This window comes from Plantactinospora siamensis, from assembly GCF_042434095.1.
Lineage (GTDB): Bacteria > Actinomycetota > Actinomycetes > Mycobacteriales > Micromonosporaceae > KBS50.
The window spans coordinates 151,904-167,312 of record NZ_JBHLUE010000011.1 but is presented as its reverse complement, the minus strand read 5'-3'; the positions used below and the strand labels follow the sequence as shown (position 1 = coordinate 167,312).

General features: G+C 74.7%; 14 protein-coding genes. 4 read left to right on the top strand and 10 right to left on the bottom strand.

What is annotated here, in order from left to right:
* The first annotated feature begins 20 nt into the window (after positions 1-20).
* Together ACFFHU_RS13860 and ACFFHU_RS13855 are read left to right on the top strand one after the other, a co-directional pair.
* Positions 21-1,934, top strand: a complete 1,914-nt coding sequence (locus tag ACFFHU_RS13860; protein WP_377338845.1) for an amino acid ABC transporter ATP-binding/permease protein — start codon at positions 21-23, stop codon at positions 1,932-1,934.
* A 105-nt stretch (positions 1,935-2,039) separates the two neighbouring features.
* Positions 2,040-2,807 (top strand): permease prefix domain 1-containing protein, encoded by a 768-nt coding sequence (locus ACFFHU_RS13855; protein ID WP_377338843.1) that lies wholly within the window; start codon positions 2,040-2,042, stop codon positions 2,805-2,807.
* Between the two features lie 130 nt (positions 2,808-2,937).
* On the opposite strand, the gene ACFFHU_RS13850 is transcribed toward ACFFHU_RS13855, so the two are convergent.
* The gene (locus tag ACFFHU_RS13850) at positions 2,938-3,276 is read right to left on the bottom strand and encodes a PadR family transcriptional regulator (RefSeq protein ID WP_377338841.1); all 339 of its coding nucleotides are present in this window, start codon (positions 3,274-3,276) and stop codon (positions 2,938-2,940) included.
* Between the two features lie 259 nt (positions 3,277-3,535).
* On the opposite strand from ACFFHU_RS13850, the gene ACFFHU_RS13845 reads away from it, so the two are divergent.
* Together ACFFHU_RS13845 and ACFFHU_RS13840 are read left to right on the top strand one after the other, a co-directional pair.
* Positions 3,536-4,486, top strand: coding sequence for a SatS C-terminal domain-containing protein (locus tag ACFFHU_RS13845; protein WP_377339761.1), 951 nt, complete (start codon positions 3,536-3,538; stop codon positions 4,484-4,486).
* A 35-nt stretch (positions 4,487-4,521) separates the two neighbouring features.
* Complete coding sequence (locus tag ACFFHU_RS13840) at positions 4,522-6,867, top strand: transposase (RefSeq protein WP_377339759.1); 2,346 nt, start codon at positions 4,522-4,524, stop codon at positions 6,865-6,867.
* Between the two features lie 85 nt (positions 6,868-6,952).
* Here ACFFHU_RS13840 and ACFFHU_RS13835 read toward each other — a convergent pair whose 3' ends face one another.
* The 9 genes from ACFFHU_RS13835 to ACFFHU_RS13795 form a co-directional block, all read right to left on the bottom strand.
* Positions 6,953-7,243: an acyl carrier protein gene (locus ACFFHU_RS13835; RefSeq protein ID WP_377338839.1), complete on the bottom strand. Its 291-nt coding sequence runs from the start codon at positions 7,241-7,243 to the stop codon at positions 6,953-6,955.
* Positions 7,230-8,489, bottom strand: a complete 1,260-nt coding sequence (locus ACFFHU_RS13830) for a ketosynthase chain-length factor (RefSeq protein WP_377338837.1) — start codon at positions 8,487-8,489, stop codon at positions 7,230-7,232. The genes ACFFHU_RS13835 and ACFFHU_RS13830 overlap by 14 nt, the downstream gene beginning before the upstream one ends.
* Positions 8,486-8,953: a nuclear transport factor 2 family protein gene (locus tag ACFFHU_RS13825; protein ID WP_377338836.1), complete on the bottom strand. Its 468-nt coding sequence runs from the start codon at positions 8,951-8,953 to the stop codon at positions 8,486-8,488. The genes ACFFHU_RS13830 and ACFFHU_RS13825 overlap by 4 nt, the downstream gene beginning before the upstream one ends.
* Positions 8,953-9,840: an SDR family NAD(P)-dependent oxidoreductase gene (locus ACFFHU_RS13820; protein ID WP_377338835.1), complete on the bottom strand. Its 888-nt coding sequence runs from the start codon at positions 9,838-9,840 to the stop codon at positions 8,953-8,955. The genes ACFFHU_RS13825 and ACFFHU_RS13820 overlap by 1 nt, the downstream gene beginning before the upstream one ends.
* The gene (locus ACFFHU_RS13815) at positions 9,837-11,012 is read right to left on the bottom strand and encodes a nucleotide disphospho-sugar-binding domain-containing protein (protein WP_377338833.1); all 1,176 of its coding nucleotides are present in this window, start codon (positions 11,010-11,012) and stop codon (positions 9,837-9,839) included. The genes ACFFHU_RS13820 and ACFFHU_RS13815 overlap by 4 nt, the downstream gene beginning before the upstream one ends.
* Positions 11,013-11,040: 28 nt before the next feature.
* Positions 11,041-12,258, bottom strand: coding sequence for a cytochrome P450 (locus ACFFHU_RS13810; RefSeq protein WP_377338831.1), 1,218 nt, complete (start codon positions 12,256-12,258; stop codon positions 11,041-11,043).
* 33 nt (positions 12,259-12,291) lie between these two features.
* Positions 12,292-12,804, bottom strand: a complete 513-nt coding sequence (locus ACFFHU_RS13805) for a hypothetical protein (protein WP_377338829.1) — start codon at positions 12,802-12,804, stop codon at positions 12,292-12,294.
* A gap of 465 nt (positions 12,805-13,269) precedes the next feature.
* The gene (locus ACFFHU_RS13800; protein WP_377338827.1) at positions 13,270-13,980 is read right to left on the bottom strand and encodes a PIG-L deacetylase family protein; all 711 of its coding nucleotides are present in this window, start codon (positions 13,978-13,980) and stop codon (positions 13,270-13,272) included.
* Positions 13,977-15,299: a hypothetical protein gene (locus tag ACFFHU_RS13795; RefSeq protein WP_377338825.1), complete on the bottom strand. Its 1,323-nt coding sequence runs from the start codon at positions 15,297-15,299 to the stop codon at positions 13,977-13,979. The genes ACFFHU_RS13800 and ACFFHU_RS13795 overlap by 4 nt, the downstream gene beginning before the upstream one ends.
* Positions 15,300-15,409: the final 110 nt, after the last annotated feature.

Sequence of the window (15,409 nt, the reverse complement as noted above, 5' to 3'; positions counted from 1 at the left end):
TCGCGAACGACGTTGGCCCCGTGAGCGCCGCCGAGGCGCCGCGCGGGTTCCTGCGCCCGGAACGAGCCGTGCTGCGGCTGGCCCGGCCGTACCTGGGCCGGCTGGTCGGCGCCGGGCTGCTGGCCGCCGCGACCGAGCTGGCCGGCCTGCTCCTGATGGCCACCGCCACCTGGCTGTTGATCCGCGCGGCCGGCCGGCCGCCGCTGGACGCGCTCACCGTCGCGATCGTCGGGGTACGCGCCCTGGCCATCGGCCGGGGCGTGCTGCGCTACTCGGAGCGGCTGGCCGGGCACGACGCCACGCTGCGGATCGTGACGGACGTCCGCGCGGCGGTGTTCGGCAGCCTGGTGGACCGGCCGGCCGCCGACCGGCGGAGCGGGGACACGCTGAGCCGACTCGTCTCCGACGTGGAGGCGGTGCAGGACCTGCTGCTCCGGGTGCTGGTGCCCGGTGCCGCGGCCGCCCTGGTGGGGGTGCTGTCGGTCGCCGGGGCGGCGCTCGTCTCCCCCGCGGCCGCGGTGGCGCTCGCGGTCGGGTTGCTGCTGGCCGGCGTCGTGCTTCCGGTGCTGGCCACCGCGTTGACCCGGCGGACGGCCGACGAGGTGGCGCCGCTGCGCGGCGCGCTCGCGGCCGACGCGATCGATCTCACCCATGGCGCCGCCGACCTGGCCGCCTTCGGCGCCACGGCCGCGGCGCTGGACCGGGCCGCCGACCGGGCCCGCCGATTGGCCGGGCTGGAGCGCCGGCTGGCGTTGACGGGCTGGGCCGTGGACGGGCTGGGGGTGCTGGTCGCCGGCCTCACCAGCGCCACCATGGTGCTGGTGGCCCTGCGCGGCGGGGTACCCGGGGTGCTGGTGGGGATGCTCGCCGTCGGCGGCCTGGCGGCGGTGGAGTCCGCGTTGGCCCTGGTGGGCGCCGCTCGGCAGTGGACCCAGGTACGTGCCGGGCTCCGCCGGGTGGCCGCGCTGCTGCCGGCGACGGCTCCCCCCGCTTCCCCGGCCCCGTCGGCTGGCACCACCCCGGCGGCCGGTGCGGCGAGCCGCGAGGGCCGAGCGGCCGAGCGGCCGGGACCCGATGGCCGCCCTGTCCAGACGACCAGCCCCGACGGACGCCCGGCCGAGATGACCGGCCCCGACGGCCGGTCGGCCGGGGCGACCAGCCCCGACGGACGCCCGGCCGGGCTCCGGCTGCGCGACGTACGGGTGCGCTACCGGGCGGACGGGCCGGCAGCGCTGGACGGGATCGACCTCGACCTGCCGCCGGGCCGCCGGGTGGCCGTGGTCGGGCCGAGCGGCGCCGGCAAGAGCAGCCTGCTGGGCGTGCTGACCGGCGCGCTGCGGCCGGCGGGCGGCGCCGTGACGCTGGACGGCGCCGACCTGTCGACGTACCCGACTGACCGGCTTCCCCGCCTGGTGAGCGGGTTGCTGGCGGACGCGCACGTCTTCCACGCCTCGGTTCGGGACAATCTCCTGCTCGGCGCAGCCGGTGCCACCGAGGCCGGTCTCGCGGCGGCCGCCGGAACGGCGGGGCTGCTGGACTGGGTACGCGCCCAGCCGGAGGGCTGGGACACCGTCGTGGGCGAGGACGGCGGCCAGCTCTCCGGCGGCCAGCGTCAGCGGCTGGCCCTGACCCGGGCGCTGCTCGCCGCCCCGGCCGTGCTGCTGCTGGACGAGCCGACCGAGGGCCTCGATCCGGCCGCCGCCGACCGGGTGCTGGCGGCCGTCCGGGCCGACACCCCGGCCGCACACTCGATCGTGCTGGTCACGCACCGGCTCAGCGGACTCGATGGGTACGACGAGATCCTGGTCCTCGACGGCGGCCGGGTGGTGCAGCGCGGCCGGCACGCCGAGTTGCGGGACGCTCCCGGCTGGTACCGCGAGCAATGGGCGCTGCAGGAGGCCGCGGAGCGGGGCTACCTGGCAGTCGCGCCCTGACGGCCGCTGCACAATCGCGCCCGTCCGCGCGCTGGGCCGTACCGGAGCCCGGTTCAGGGAAATCACCGGACGCGGGCGGCCGCACCCGGCCGGCAAGCTGGTTTCATGCCGGTCCGCGAGATGAGCCTGATCGACGACTACGTGCACAGCCTGCGTGGCCGTCTGCGCGGCCCCGCCCGGCTGAAGGACGATCTGCTCACCGAGGTGCGGGACGGCTTGACCGACGCCGCCGAGGCCCACCTGGACGCCGGGCGGTCGCCCGTCGAGGCCCAGCGGTACGCCCTGAGGGAGTTCGGTCCGGTCCGGCGGATCGCCGGGGCGTACCAGGCGGAGATCGCCGCCCGGTCCGCCCGGACGCTCGCGCTGCGGACCGTCGGCATGGCGGCGGTGCTGCTGGCCGGCGGAGACCTGGTGTGGCGCGGCTCACCCTGGACCGGCACGGCCCCGCCGAGCGGTTACCACCTGATCTCCCGCGGCACCAACTGGATCTGGCTGGCCACCGCGGTGCTTGCGCTGGTCTGCGTCGGCGCGCTGAGCCGGGCGGCGCGGCGGCCGTCCGGCGGCCCGGCCTGGCTGGCCCGGGCGGCCGGATTCGGCCTCGCCGCGGCCTTGGCGGTCACCGTGGTCTTCGGCATGGTGCTCTGGATCTGGTCGCTCCTGCTGTGGCCGGCGGCACTGTCCTGGCCACCGATGCTCATCGGCATGGCGCTGCTGTCGGCGGGATACGCCTGGTTGGCCGGTGGGGTGCGGAGCTGCCTGCTGGCCACCCGCCAGGTTCTTTCGCACGGCACCCTGCCCAGCGTGACTCGACCCGAGGCGACAATGAGTGAGACAGCCATGCCTGCAAGTCGTGATTATGACTGTCAGGCATGACGTCTGCTGGGCTGTCCTCGCCAGGACCGGCGACGTCTGGCCGGCAGGCCACCCGACGGACGGGGTCGGGTCGGCTGGATCTGGGTCGGCCGCCGGGCCGGCGTCGGCGGGTCAGGCCGGCGTCGGCGGGTCAGGCCGGCGTCGGCGGCGCCTCGTCGCCGAGGAACGCCTGCACGGTGGCCCGGAACTCGCGCCAGTCCGCCCGCTCCCCGGCCAACGCGCGCCGGCCGGCGCCGGTGAGCTGGTACGTCCGTCGCTGGCGACCGCCCACGCTGCTCCAGTCGCTCGACAGGTGACCCGCCCGCTCCAGCCGGCGCAGGGCCGGATAGACCGTGCCGGTGGGCAGGTCGAGGCTGCCCCCGCTGCGCGTCTTCAGCGCCTCGATGATGGCGTACCCGTGCAGCGCTTCCCCGTCCAGCACTGCGAGCAGGAGCGCGTCGAGGTGGCCGTGGAGCGCCTGGGCCTTCATAGGTAGCAAGCCTACTAATCGACGCGCCGAAGTCCAACCGGGTGCGGGCGTCGCGTCGGTGGCGGGGACCACTAGGGTATTTGCCCAGAGTCCCCGGCGGACGTCCGTCCGGCCGGCCCATCAGCTCAACCGAGTGCACACGGAGGTCAGGGTGGCCCGCCAGTCGTCCCACCGACCCGACGCCGACGAGCCGGGCATCGTGCCCGTGGGCGACGGCTCCGCGACCGAATCCGCCGACGCCGACGCCGACGCGGTCGACCTGACCGGCGGGCAGGGTGATCGCCTCGAGCCGGACGAGGCCGCCGACGCCGACCCGGACCGGTCACTGTGGGCGGAGGTGGACATCACCCCGGTGGAGATCGCGCTGCCCAGCGGCACCGGTTTCACGTTGCGGGCGTACCGCATGTCGGACCGACTGACCCCCACCGAGGTGGGCGACCGGGATGTCGACGACCCCTTCACCGCCCGGCGCCTGCCACCCGCCACGGCCGACGACGAGACCGTCCTGCTCGACGAGGAGTTCACCGAGCAGCTGGCCGAGGTCGAGGATCGCCCCGCGCGGATCCGACGCGGCCGGGCGGGCGCGGACGAGGACGACCGCCACGCCGACGCCGAGGATGTGGACGCCGAGGAGCTGGACGCCGAGGCCGACGATCTGGACGCCGAGGGGGCCGACGCCGACGAGGCCCTGGCCGCCGACGAGCCGGAGGTGGAGCCGGAGCCGGAGGAGGTGCCGGTCTTCCTCAGCCACCGCGGCCGGCTGCTGCTGTTCAAGACCCCGGATTCCCTGGTGGAGTTTGTCCGGTCCGGCGCGCCGAACGACCTCGCCCAGCTCGACACGTGGGACGACCTGGTCCGGCGGATCAGCCCGGCGGACGTGGCGCCGCTCGAGGACGACTCGTACGAGCTGGACCTCGTGGTGGAAAATCTGCGTGGCGGACATGACACCTGGGATCCTCCGCTGCTCATCAAGGCAGGTGAGGCGGCCCGGGACCTCGCGTACGCGCTCCGGCTGCCATCGGTGCTGGACATGCTCTCCAGCGGGACGAGCCTGGACGACCTCGACGAGGCGCTACGGTCGTCGGTGAACGGCGGCCTTGGTGGTTTCCGCGGCCGGCGCCGGTTGCGGAAAATCGGGGCACAGACGGCGAGTCTCGGTTGGCGAACGATTATCGGCAAGATCTCTGCCGCCGTGGACTGGCGCGACTGACCCTGAGCAGGGAGCATCAGTCTTTGGCACACGTCGTGTCAGGGGAGGAGGACGACCACGTGGCGCTCGTGCGGGTGTACTGCGGTCTGGCCTTGGCGGATCGGACCGCTCGACCGGCCTCGACCGGGCCGGTGCTTACCGCAGCCGTGGTCGACGACGCGGGCCGGCTGATCTCCATCTGCGACGTCGGCGACGAGCCGGCCGGCTATGCCCGGCTCGCGTCGCTGCTCGCGGAGCGTTCCAGCGGGCCCGGCGACGCGGCGATCGCCGCCGACAGCGACGATCATGTGATCGTGTCGCTGCTCAGCGTTGCTGGGCGACCGTTGGCCATCGCCGACGACGACGCGGTGGACGACTTCGCCGAGCGGTTCGCGGACGACGACTCCATTGAGGAGATGCAGTCTCCGCCGTCCGTTCGCCGGGCGGTCGGTCTGGCCCGGGCCGTGCAGGCCGGCGCCATCTCCGCGGTCTCGATCTCGGCGCCCCGGGACCTGGCCGAATACCAGCCCGTGCTGGCCGCCCACGCCGCGCTGGCGACCGGTCGGCACGCGGCGGCCGCGGCGCTCCGCGAGGTGCTGCGCGACCTCTACCCGGCGGCGCTGCGCGCCTACCCGGACCCGGCCGAGCCGGTGGCGCTCGCCGTTCTCGACGCGCTGCCCGAGCCCGGGATGCTCGGCCTCGACGGCCGGGGCCGGTCCGGCTCGGTGGCGACCGACACCATCGTGAACCATCTCGCCGCCGATCGGGTGGCCGAGCCGGCCGTCATCGAGGACGCGCTCACCGCGCTGCGGGTCGCCATCACCGAGACCCCGCGCCGGGCCACCAACAACCGCGGCATCGTGTCGGCCGCCGCGGTGACCGTGCGGCAGGCCGTCGCCGCCGTACGCGCCTGCGACGCCGGATGTGCGGCGCTGGTGGACGCGCTGGCCGACCGGGTCGCGCCACCTCCCGCCCCGGCCACCACCCGGGTCGGTCGCCGGGCGGCCGTCGAACCCGCGCCCGCCAAGCCGACCGTGGTGCCGGGCGGCCGGGCCCAGCGCCGGCAGGCCGAGGAGGCGCGTCGCCTCGCCAACGAGCCGGTGCCGGCCGTCGGCCGTCGACGCCAGCCCGAGCCGGTGACCGGCTCGAACCCTCCGCTCCCGCCCCGTCCGGTCGGCCCACCGCCCGTCGCCCCGGCGCCCGCCGCCGGACACCCGAGCGTCGCGCCGGCCGCCGCGGCCGACCTGCCCGGGAGCCGCACCGGGCTCGGCGCCGCCCGACCAGCCGCATACCGGCCGGAGGCGCCGGCCAGCCGGCCGGTGTCGGCGCCCCCGCCGCCGCCCCCGGGCATCACCCCGATCACCCCCGGTCAGCGGAGCGGCCGGCCACCGGCCGAGGCCGGCGAGCCGTTCCGGCCCACGCTCACCACCGCGGCCATCAAGAGCGCGCGCGCCGAACGCCAACGCCCCACGCCCATCCCGCCGCGCCCCACCCCGCGCGCCGACGGGCCGACCGCCCCCAGCAACGGGTTCAGCGCCACCGACCTCAGCCTGCCGATGCCGGCCGCCCGGCCGGCGCCGGAACCCCCCGCCGCGCCGCCCGGGTCGCGCGCCAACTGGCCGCTGGTCAACGGCGACGACCGCGGTGACGCGCTGGAGAGCCGGGAGCCGGGCCGGGGATACCCGGAGGGCCCGGACCGGCACCGTGACGAGCCGACGAACGGCGGCGGCCGCAGCGGCCGCGTCCCGCCGCCGTGGCTTGCCAACGACCTTCCGCCGGAGCCGCCGATGCTGCGCCTGGTGGAGCCGCCGCCGCTGGCGGATCGCGCCCTGCGGGACGATCCGGTACGCCGCCCCGCGGCACCGGTCGACGGCCCGCCGCTGCGTCTTGTCGAGCCGCGGCCGGAACCGGCGCGCGCCGCGGTCGCCCGCTCGCGTGCCGGCTCGGACAGCCTCCCGCAGTTGCCGGTGTCCGACGAGGGCGACGGGGACCTGCTCATCTTCGCGGCCACCCGCTCGGCGTGGTTCACCGGGCAGTCCGATGAGGACAGCACCGACTGGTCGTCCATCGCGGACACGGGCTGGCGCGCCGCCGAACAGGCCGCGAAGCCGGCCGTGGGCTCGGAGACCAGCGCCGGGCTGCCGAAACGGGTACCGCAGGCCAACCTGGTCCCGGGCTCACCGCTGCGGGACGAGCGTCCACTGCGGATCGTCCGCGACGCGGCGAGCCTCGCCGAGAACACCACGGGCTACTTCCGCGGGTGGCGTCGCGGCCAGGAGATCGGCGGGTACGCCGTCGGCGGGCGACCGGGCCGGGAGTCGGCCGGCGGCTGGGACTTCAGCCGCGAGCAGAACGATGCCGACCGCGACTACCAGTACCGCCCGGCCGGCTACCGGTCCTGATCCGGCCGCGATCCGAGCCCGATCGAAACGGACGACGGCGGGTCACCACCTCCACGGTGGGGACCCGCCGCTTCCGTACCCTGCTTCACTCCGTGGCCGCGCCGACGGCGCCGTGGCGCCGGATCGACACCAGGTGTTGGGACAGCTCGCGGATCGTCGGAAAGTCGAACAGCAGGACCGGTGGCACCCGCATGCCGAGTTCGCCGGCGACGCGCTTGGCCACCTCGATCCCGCCAACCGAGTCCAGGCCGAGGTCGGCGAAGGAGGTCTCGATGTCCACCTCATCGGCGCCCGGCAGACCCAGCACGCCGGCCACCGCCCGGGCCAGGCAACCCTGCACGTTGGCCGTCTCCGCGGCCCGATCAGTTCCCGCCATGTCGTCCTCCTGAAGGTCCTTGCCGGGTCACCGGCCCGGCGGCGCTGACCACCAGCGCCGAGTTGAAGCCGCCGTGGCCCCGGGCCAGGACCAGGGCGTGCCGCAGCCGCGCCGGCCGGGCCCGGTCGCGGACCAGGTCCAGCCGGTAGTCCGGCACCACCGAGCGCACGCCCACGGTCGGCGGTATGACCTGATCCCGGAGGGCCAGCAGGGCCGCGGCGACATCCATGGTCGCCCCGGCGTACGCCCGACCGGTCATCGTCTTGGGCGCCGTCACCGGCACCTCGCCGGGCCCGAACACCGCGGCCAGGGCCGATGCTTCGGCCCGATCCGCGGCGGGCCATCCGGCCGCGTCGGCGAACACCACGTCCACGTCGGCCGGGCGCAGGTCCGCATCGGCCAGCGCCGCGCGGATCGCCCGTTCCAGCGTGGGCGGGCGGGCTGAGCCGGGCGGTGGGTCGAACGTGGCGGCGTGGCCGGCCAGGACGCCGTACGCCCGCGCGCCGCGCGCCGCGGCCGCCGCCGCGTCCTCCACGACGAACATGGCGCCGCCCTCCCCCGGAAGGTAGCCACGGGCGTCCTCGTCGAACGGCGCGTACGCGGTCGTGACATCCGCCCAGGTACTGAGCAGTCCGGTGCTGAGCTGCGCGGTCAGCCCGTACGGGCACAGCGAGGCGTCCACCCCGCCGCCGATCACCACCGTGGCGCCCCGGCGACTCAACCGGCGCGCCTGCCCGAGCGCGTCCAGCGCGCCAGCCTGCTCGGCCGCGAGCACCCCGCACGGGCCCCGCATCCCGTGCCGGATCGAGATCTGCCCGGTGGTGGCGGCATAGAACCAGGCGATCGACTGGTACGCGCCGACCCAGCCGGGGCCCTTGCTCCACAGGCGCTCGATCTCCCGCTGGCCGAACTCGGTGCCACCGGACGAGCTGGCCGTCACCACCGCCATCTCGTATTCTCCCACCGTGCCGGGATCGACGGCGGCGTCCCGCAGGGCCATGTCGGCGGCCGCCAGGCCCAGGTGGGTCCAGTGATCGGTCTGCGGGATCAGCCGGCCCGGCACGTGGTCCCGAGCCACGAAGTCGCGCACCTCGCCGGCAAAGCGCACCGGGTAGTCCGCCGCGTCGAACCGGCTGATCGGGCCCAGCCCGCTGCGCCCCGCCCGGGTGGCCGCCCAGAATTGCTCGGCGCCCAAGCCGTTGGGCGCCACCACACCGAGACCGGTGACCACGGCCGTGCCGGTCATCGCACCGACCCCGCAGTCTCCGTCATCCAGGTGCCAACGGCGTCCGCGATGGCCAGCACCGCGGCCAGCGGTCGCATCATCACCACGAAGTTGCTCAGCTGGCCCTCGGCGTTGAAGCTGATCAGATCGATTCCCTCGACCGGTTCGCCCTCCACCTCGGCCCGGAAGACCAGGCCGTGCACGCCGGCGCCGGTGCCGGCGCCGGCAACCGTCGCGAACGGCTCGGCGCCGTCGCCGGATCCATCGAGCGAGGCCACGTACCGGAAGTTTTGGAAGATCTCCAGCAGCGCGGTCAGCAGCTCGGCCACGTGTTCGCGGCCGACCACCGGACGGATCGTGGCCGGCCGGTGGAAGACCACGTCCGGGGCCAGCATGCCGACCAGCCGTGGCAGGTCCCGCTCCTCGACCGCCCGCCGTACGGCCTCGATGCTCGCGTCGGCTGTCCGCTCGGTGCGCCGGCTCATCAACGTACCTCCCGCTCGTACTCCTGGGTGGTGGCCGGCGGCCCGGCCGGGCCACCCGCCGGCGGCCCGGCAGCGCCGGTCCGTGACCGCACCGCTTCCGCGTTGCGGTGACCCCAGCCACGCTGGAAGATCCAGCGCACGACCGGGGCGGGGGCGTGCCGGTGCAGCCAGACCCGGGCCCGGTACTCGCGCCCCGGTATCTGCACGACCCGCCCGGCGGCCACCGCGGCCAGCCCCTCCCGCACCACCGGCCCGGGTTCGAGCACCGGACCCAGCCGGGTCCGGGCCCCGGTCATCGGTCCGATCCGCACGGAACCGGGGCACAGCGCCGTGACGTGTACGCCCAGCCCGGTCAACTCCAACGCCACGGTGCGGCTGAACGACGTGACGAACGCCTTGCCGGCGCAGTACGCGGCCCCACCCGGCGCCGCCAGGAACCCCGCCACCGACGACAGGTTGAGCACCCCGCCGTGGCCACGACGCACCATCCCGGGGATCGCCGCGCGGGTCAGCAGCACCACCGCCAGCGTGTTCAGCCGAACGCTGCGGTCCAGCTCGACCGGGTCCCGGTTGCCCAGCGGCGTGATGCCGCCGAACTCGCCGGCATTGTTCACCAGCAGGTCGACGGGGCGATCGGGATCGGCGAGCCGATCCCGGACCCGGTCCAGCCCGTCCGGCTCGGTGAGATCCGCGGCCAGCACCTCCACCGCGATCCCGTGGTCGGCCCGGAGCCGTGCGGCGACCTCGGCCAGCCGGTCCGCCCGCCGGGCCACCAGGACCAGGTCGGCGCCGCGGCGGGCCAGCTCCGTGGCAAAATGCTCACCCAACCCGTCCGACGCCCCGGTGACCAGCGCCGACCGGTACGGGTAGCCGCCCCGCTCGCTCATGCCGGGACCGCCGCGCCCCGGCCGGCCGCGGCCAGCTCCGCCAGCACCCCGGCGACCGCGGCCGGCGGCGGTTGCCGCTCGTTCTCCTCGATCAGCCGCTCGTTCGCGCGCCGGAAGGCGGCGTCGTCGATGAGGTCCGCCACCAGTTCCGCCAGTTGCCCGGGCCGGACGTCGAGCCACGGAACGTTGTGCCCCGCCCCGGCGGCCGCGACCTGCCGTCCATTGAGGAAGCAGTCGCCCACCGAGGGCAGCGTGAGCTGCGGCACGCCGCAGCTCACCGACGTCAGCGCGGTGCCCGCGCCACCCTGATGGATGATCACGTCACAGCTCGGCAGGAGCAGGTGCAGCGGCATGTCCTCGGCCAGCGACACCCGCTCCGGCAGCGGGCCGAGCAGGTCCCGCTGGTCGCCGAAGATGCCGAGCAGGATGTCCACGTCCAGCCCCGCGAGCTGGTCCAGCACCGCGTGCACGTGGCTCATGTGGCCGGCCACCTTGCCGATCAGGCTGCCCACGGTGAGGAACACCCGGGGTCGCCGGCCCGCCGCGGGGGCGGTCAGCGGCAGCACCGCCGGACCGGCGTACGGCACGAACCGCATCCGCTGCCGGGGCAGCGATCCGGGCAGTTGCAGGCCCGGTGGGCAGGGGTCGACGGTCAGGTCGCCGTGTGGGCTGAGGTCACCCAGGTCCCACCGCTGCCACAGATCGGCCAGCAGGGGCCGTTCCCGTTCCTCGCGCAACAGGGTGTAGTCGGGCCCGGGCACGAGCCGGACCGCGGGCACGTCCAGTTCGGCGGCCAGCCGCAGCGCCGCGTACACCCGCGGTTCGAACACCACCAGGTCCGGTCGCCAGTCCCGGCCGAAGGCCAGCAGGTCGTCCACCATGGTCTCGGCGCCGACCAGGAACATCCGGAGGGCACGATCGGCCCGCGCCGCCTCGTGGGCCGCCCGGTCGCCGCTGCCGTCGGGGATCGCCGTGAACCCCTGCCAGACGGCGCCGAGATCCGGCTTCGGACCGGTCACCACCAGCGGCAGGCCGGACCGCTCCACGGCCCGCTCGGAACCCGGCGGGCTGGCCACCCGTACCTCGTGCCCGTTGGCCCGCAGGCCCCAGCTGAGCACCACCATCGTGAAGTAGTGCGAGGATGCCGCCCAGGTGCAGACGAGGACGCGCACGATCACCTCCTAGGAATTGGCGGGCCCGTCAGCGCCACCGGACCGGCAGGCCGGCCAGGCCACGGGCCATCAGGTTGTCGCGGTACCGCAGCGGCTCGTCGGTCAGGGCGAGTCCCGGCGCGTTCCGGACCAGCGTGGTCAGGGCGGCCGATCCCTCGAGCCGACCGAGTGGGGCGCCCAGGCAGTAGTGGATGCCGGCGCCGAACGCGAGGTGCCGCTCGCCGCGCCGGCCCAGGTCGAGCCGGCCGGGATCGGCATAGACGGCGGGGTCGCGGTTGGCCGCGCCGATCATCAACAGCACCATGTCCCCGCGCCGCACGGGCACGCCGTCCACGTCGCAGTCGACCAGCGCGGTACGCATGATCATTTGCACCGGCGGGTCGTACCGGAGCAGTTCGTCGACGGCCACCTGCGGGTCCCGGTCCCCGTCGCGCAGCTCCCGTGCGGCCTGTGGATGCCGCAGCAGGGTCAGCGTCGCGTTGCCGAGCAGATCGACCACCGTTTCGTGGCCGGCCACCAGCAGCAGCGTGCAGGTGGCCACCAGCTCGTCGAGGGTGAGCACGTCGCCGCGCTCCTCGATCCGGGTCAGCTGGCCGAGCAGATCATCTCCTGGCCTGGCCCGCCGGTCCCGTACCAGCTCGGTGAAGTACGCGGCGACGTCCCGGAACGCCCGCCCGCGCTCATCGATCTCGGCGGGGCTGAGCACGAAGTCGGGATCGATGCCCCGGACGATGATTCCGGACCATCGCTGGATCAGCTCGCGGTCGCCGTACGGCACCCCGAGCAGGTCACTGATCATCGTCAGCGAGTACGGATAGGCCCAGTTCTCGATCAGGTCGCCCGGTCCGTCGGCCATCGCCGCGGCAAGCTGGCGCCGGGCCAGTTCCGCCGCGCGCGGGGCCAGCCCGGCGACGAGCCGCGGGGTGAACGCGTGACCGATGAGCCGGCGCAGCCGGGTGTGGTCCGGCGGGTCGAGGACCACGAACCACCGGGTCCCACCGCCGCCGCCGGATCCCCGGCGGAACGGCACCGGTCCCCTGACCCCGCTCTGGTGCCCGAACCTCGGATCCCGGAAGATCCGTGACACCATCCGGTGCGCGGTCGCCACGAGCAGGCCACCGGCGGTGCGGAACAGCGCCCCGCGGGCCCGCAGCGCGTCGTACCGGGGGTAGGGATCGAGCCGGAATCCGGGTTCGAACGGGTCGAAGCCGAGGATCTCCGCCGGCTCGTCCAGCACATCGGTCATCGCGTTCTCCTCGCGTGCTCGCCGCCGCGCCGGTCAGTAGAACTCGACTACGCGGTGGAAGCCCTCGTACACCCGTCCCACCCCGGTGTCCGGGTTGCGGTAGAACGACTGCACGCTGTACAGGCCCGGCGGGAAGTCGATGGTCAACTCCGCCCAGTGGTTCGGCGACATGGCCATCAGGCCGCCGACCCGGCTCACGAACGTCGGCTTGGGCATCTGCCCGGAGCGCAGCGCCGCGAAGTACGCCGAGACGTCCGCGTCGGTGGTCCCCGGCACCACCTGGCCGAACACCGCCTCGTTCGGCTGGTGGGTCAGGTTCAGGAACAGGTACGTGCCCTTGCCCTTGAGCCGCTTGGGCATGTCGTACTCGAGGTGACCGTTCCGCTCGACCATCGCGATGACGCCGTCGAACCGGAGCGGCCGGGCCGGTGCCCACGGGCCGGCCACGGTCAGCTTCTGCACATGGCTGACCGTGTCGGGCGGCGGCGACATCGCCTCGAGCTCCGACTTCGCGTAGTAGTCGCCCGGCGTCAGCGGGATCGTCACCGAGATCGGCGCCTTCGTGCCGAAGACACCAGCCCCCCCCGGCGAACTCGACCGACGCGTACAGCTCCCGCAGCGCCGGGATGGCGACCGCGGGATCCGGGCTGACCGCCAGCCGCTCCAACTCCTCGGCATGTTCATAGGTGACTCCGGGGCGTCCCTTCCCGATTCCCCAGTAGTAACCGTCGGGGTCGGTCGTGCTGGCCCGGAAGGTGACGATGCCCGGCCGGCGGGGGTTGGGGCCGGGAATGGTGAAGCCGTCGCTCGAGAGGTCGATCGGCAGCACCGGGGGGCGTGCGCCCGTCCGGTGCGATGCCGTCCACCTGGGCTCGGCCTGGGTGGGGGCGGCCAGTCCGAGCACTGACCCAAGGGTCAGCACCACGGTCACTGCCACCGCTCTGCTGCTGCGGGACATGCGTGCTCCTTTCCACACGCGCGTTCGCGCGTGCTGGACGATCGGGGGTACCGTCAGGACCGGATCAGCGCTGTCGGGTCGGCGACCTGCACCCGTACCAGCTGGAACGACTCGTAGTACTGGTCCTTTTCGACGGCGAACAGCCGGGCCTGCAACGCCCAGAACCGGGCCCGGGCCTGGACGAAGCCCTCATCCATGTAGGGCTTGGCAGACTCCGACTGGAACTGCGCGAGGGCGGCCAGCTTCTTCGGCATCGAGTCGGTGATGTCCACGAAGACGTCGGGTTGGAACCCGGAGATCACCACCGGCGGCTCGGCCTGCAGGATCATCTTCACCGACGGGTCCCGCTTGGCCAGCGTCAGCGCGATCCGGCCGGTGACCTGGTGATCCTGGTGGTCGTCGAGAAACGACGGGTCGGTGTAGTGGGTGATGACCGCGTGCGGCCGGATCCGCAGCAGGTGTTCCCGGACGAAGGCATAGCTGCTGGTGCGCAGTCCCACGGCGCCGTCCGGATGATCACCGACGATGAGCTGTACGCCGATCAGCGTGGCCGAGGCCTGCGCCTCCCGTACCCGGTCGGCGGCCCGCGGCGACACGCTGTTGGCGCCGTTCGTCATCGTGACGACGTACACCTCGTGCCCGGCCGCGCAGAGCGCCGCCAGCGTGCCGAAGCAGGCCAGTTCGGCGTCGTCCGGATGGGCGAACACGGCCATCACCCGGGTCGCGCCGGCGGCGGTGAGGTCGGCTGCTCCGAGGGTCTTCACGCGGGCTCCTTCCGCTCGTTTTCCAGGGCACGGCGGGCGGCGACCGCGGACCGGCTCTCGGGCAACCGGGACTCCACCCAGCCCTCGACGTTCACCTGGCTGACCCGGGCGATCGCCAGGGCGCCCGGCGGCACGTCGCGGGTCACCACGGTGCCGGCAGCCGTCATCGCGCCGTCGCCGAGCCGGGCCGGCGCCATCACCGCCGTGCCGGCCGCGACGAGCACGTCGTCACCGATCACCGCGCGGTGCTTCGCCACCCCGTCGAAGTTGGCCAACCCGGTGAACGCGGCGATGTTGCACCGACTCCCGATGTCGCCGTCGATCAGGCAGGCGAAGTGCGGAACCATCGTCCGGTCACCCACCACCGTGCCCTTCAGCTCGACGAAGCACCCCGCGCCGGCGTCCGCGCCCAGCCGGGTGCCGTGCCGCAGGTACGTCCACGGCCCGACGATCGCCCGCGCACCGATCTCCGCCCCCGTGCAGATCGCGTACCGCACCTCGGCTCCGGCGCCGACCGTGGTGTCGGTGAGCGAGACGTCCGGGCCGATCCGGGCGCCGGCGCCGATGCTGGTGTTTCCGGACAGCTGGGTTCGCGGGCCCAGCACGGCGTCGGGGGCGACGCGCACGCCCGGGTCGACCCAGGTGGAGTCGGGATCGGTGATGACCACCCCGATCCGCACCAGGTCGCGCAGCACGCGGTCCCGCAGCACCCGCGCGGCGTAGCCGTAGCCGGCCGCGTCGGTGATCCGTACCGCAGACCGCCAGTCCCGGGCGACCGCCTCGACGGCTGGCCAGCCGCCGGCGGCCAGCGTGGCGCCGACGCGCCGCACCGGATCGTCGCCGGCGTCCACCGCGGTGAGGGCCGCCCGGACCGCGGCGGCGGGTTCCGGGTCCAGCACCCAGGCCACCGAGCGGCCGTCGGCGTCGGCGTCGGCCAGCGCTTCCCGGCACAGTTCGGCCAGCAATGGCCGGTCCGCGGCGTCGGCCCGGTCGGTCCCGTCCGGCGCCGCCGTGGGGGGCAGCCCGCGCAGCCGGGTCACCGGCGACGCACCCGCGGCGTGCCGGGCCAGCAGCATGTCGAGCTCCGCGGCCGTGATCAGCGCCGCGTCGCCGGCGACCACCAGCACCGGACGATCCTCCGCCGGCCCGGCCGCAGCTGCGGCGAGGCCGGACACGGCGACGGCCACGTGCCGCTCCGGTGCGGAACCGGCCAGCGGCCGGTCCCGCAACCCGGGGGCGACGACGGCCGGAAGCACCAGCACCGGCGCGTGTCCCGGCCCGCCGGCTCCAGCGGCGAGCGCGTCCGCGGCTTGCGACATGCGAGCCCTCCCGTCTCGGCCGAACGCATTGGCCCGAGCATGCGCAGCGCGCATCGCAGGACTCTGGAGCCAAGCTGGTGCCACCGCCAGCGGCGACGCAGCCATCGAGA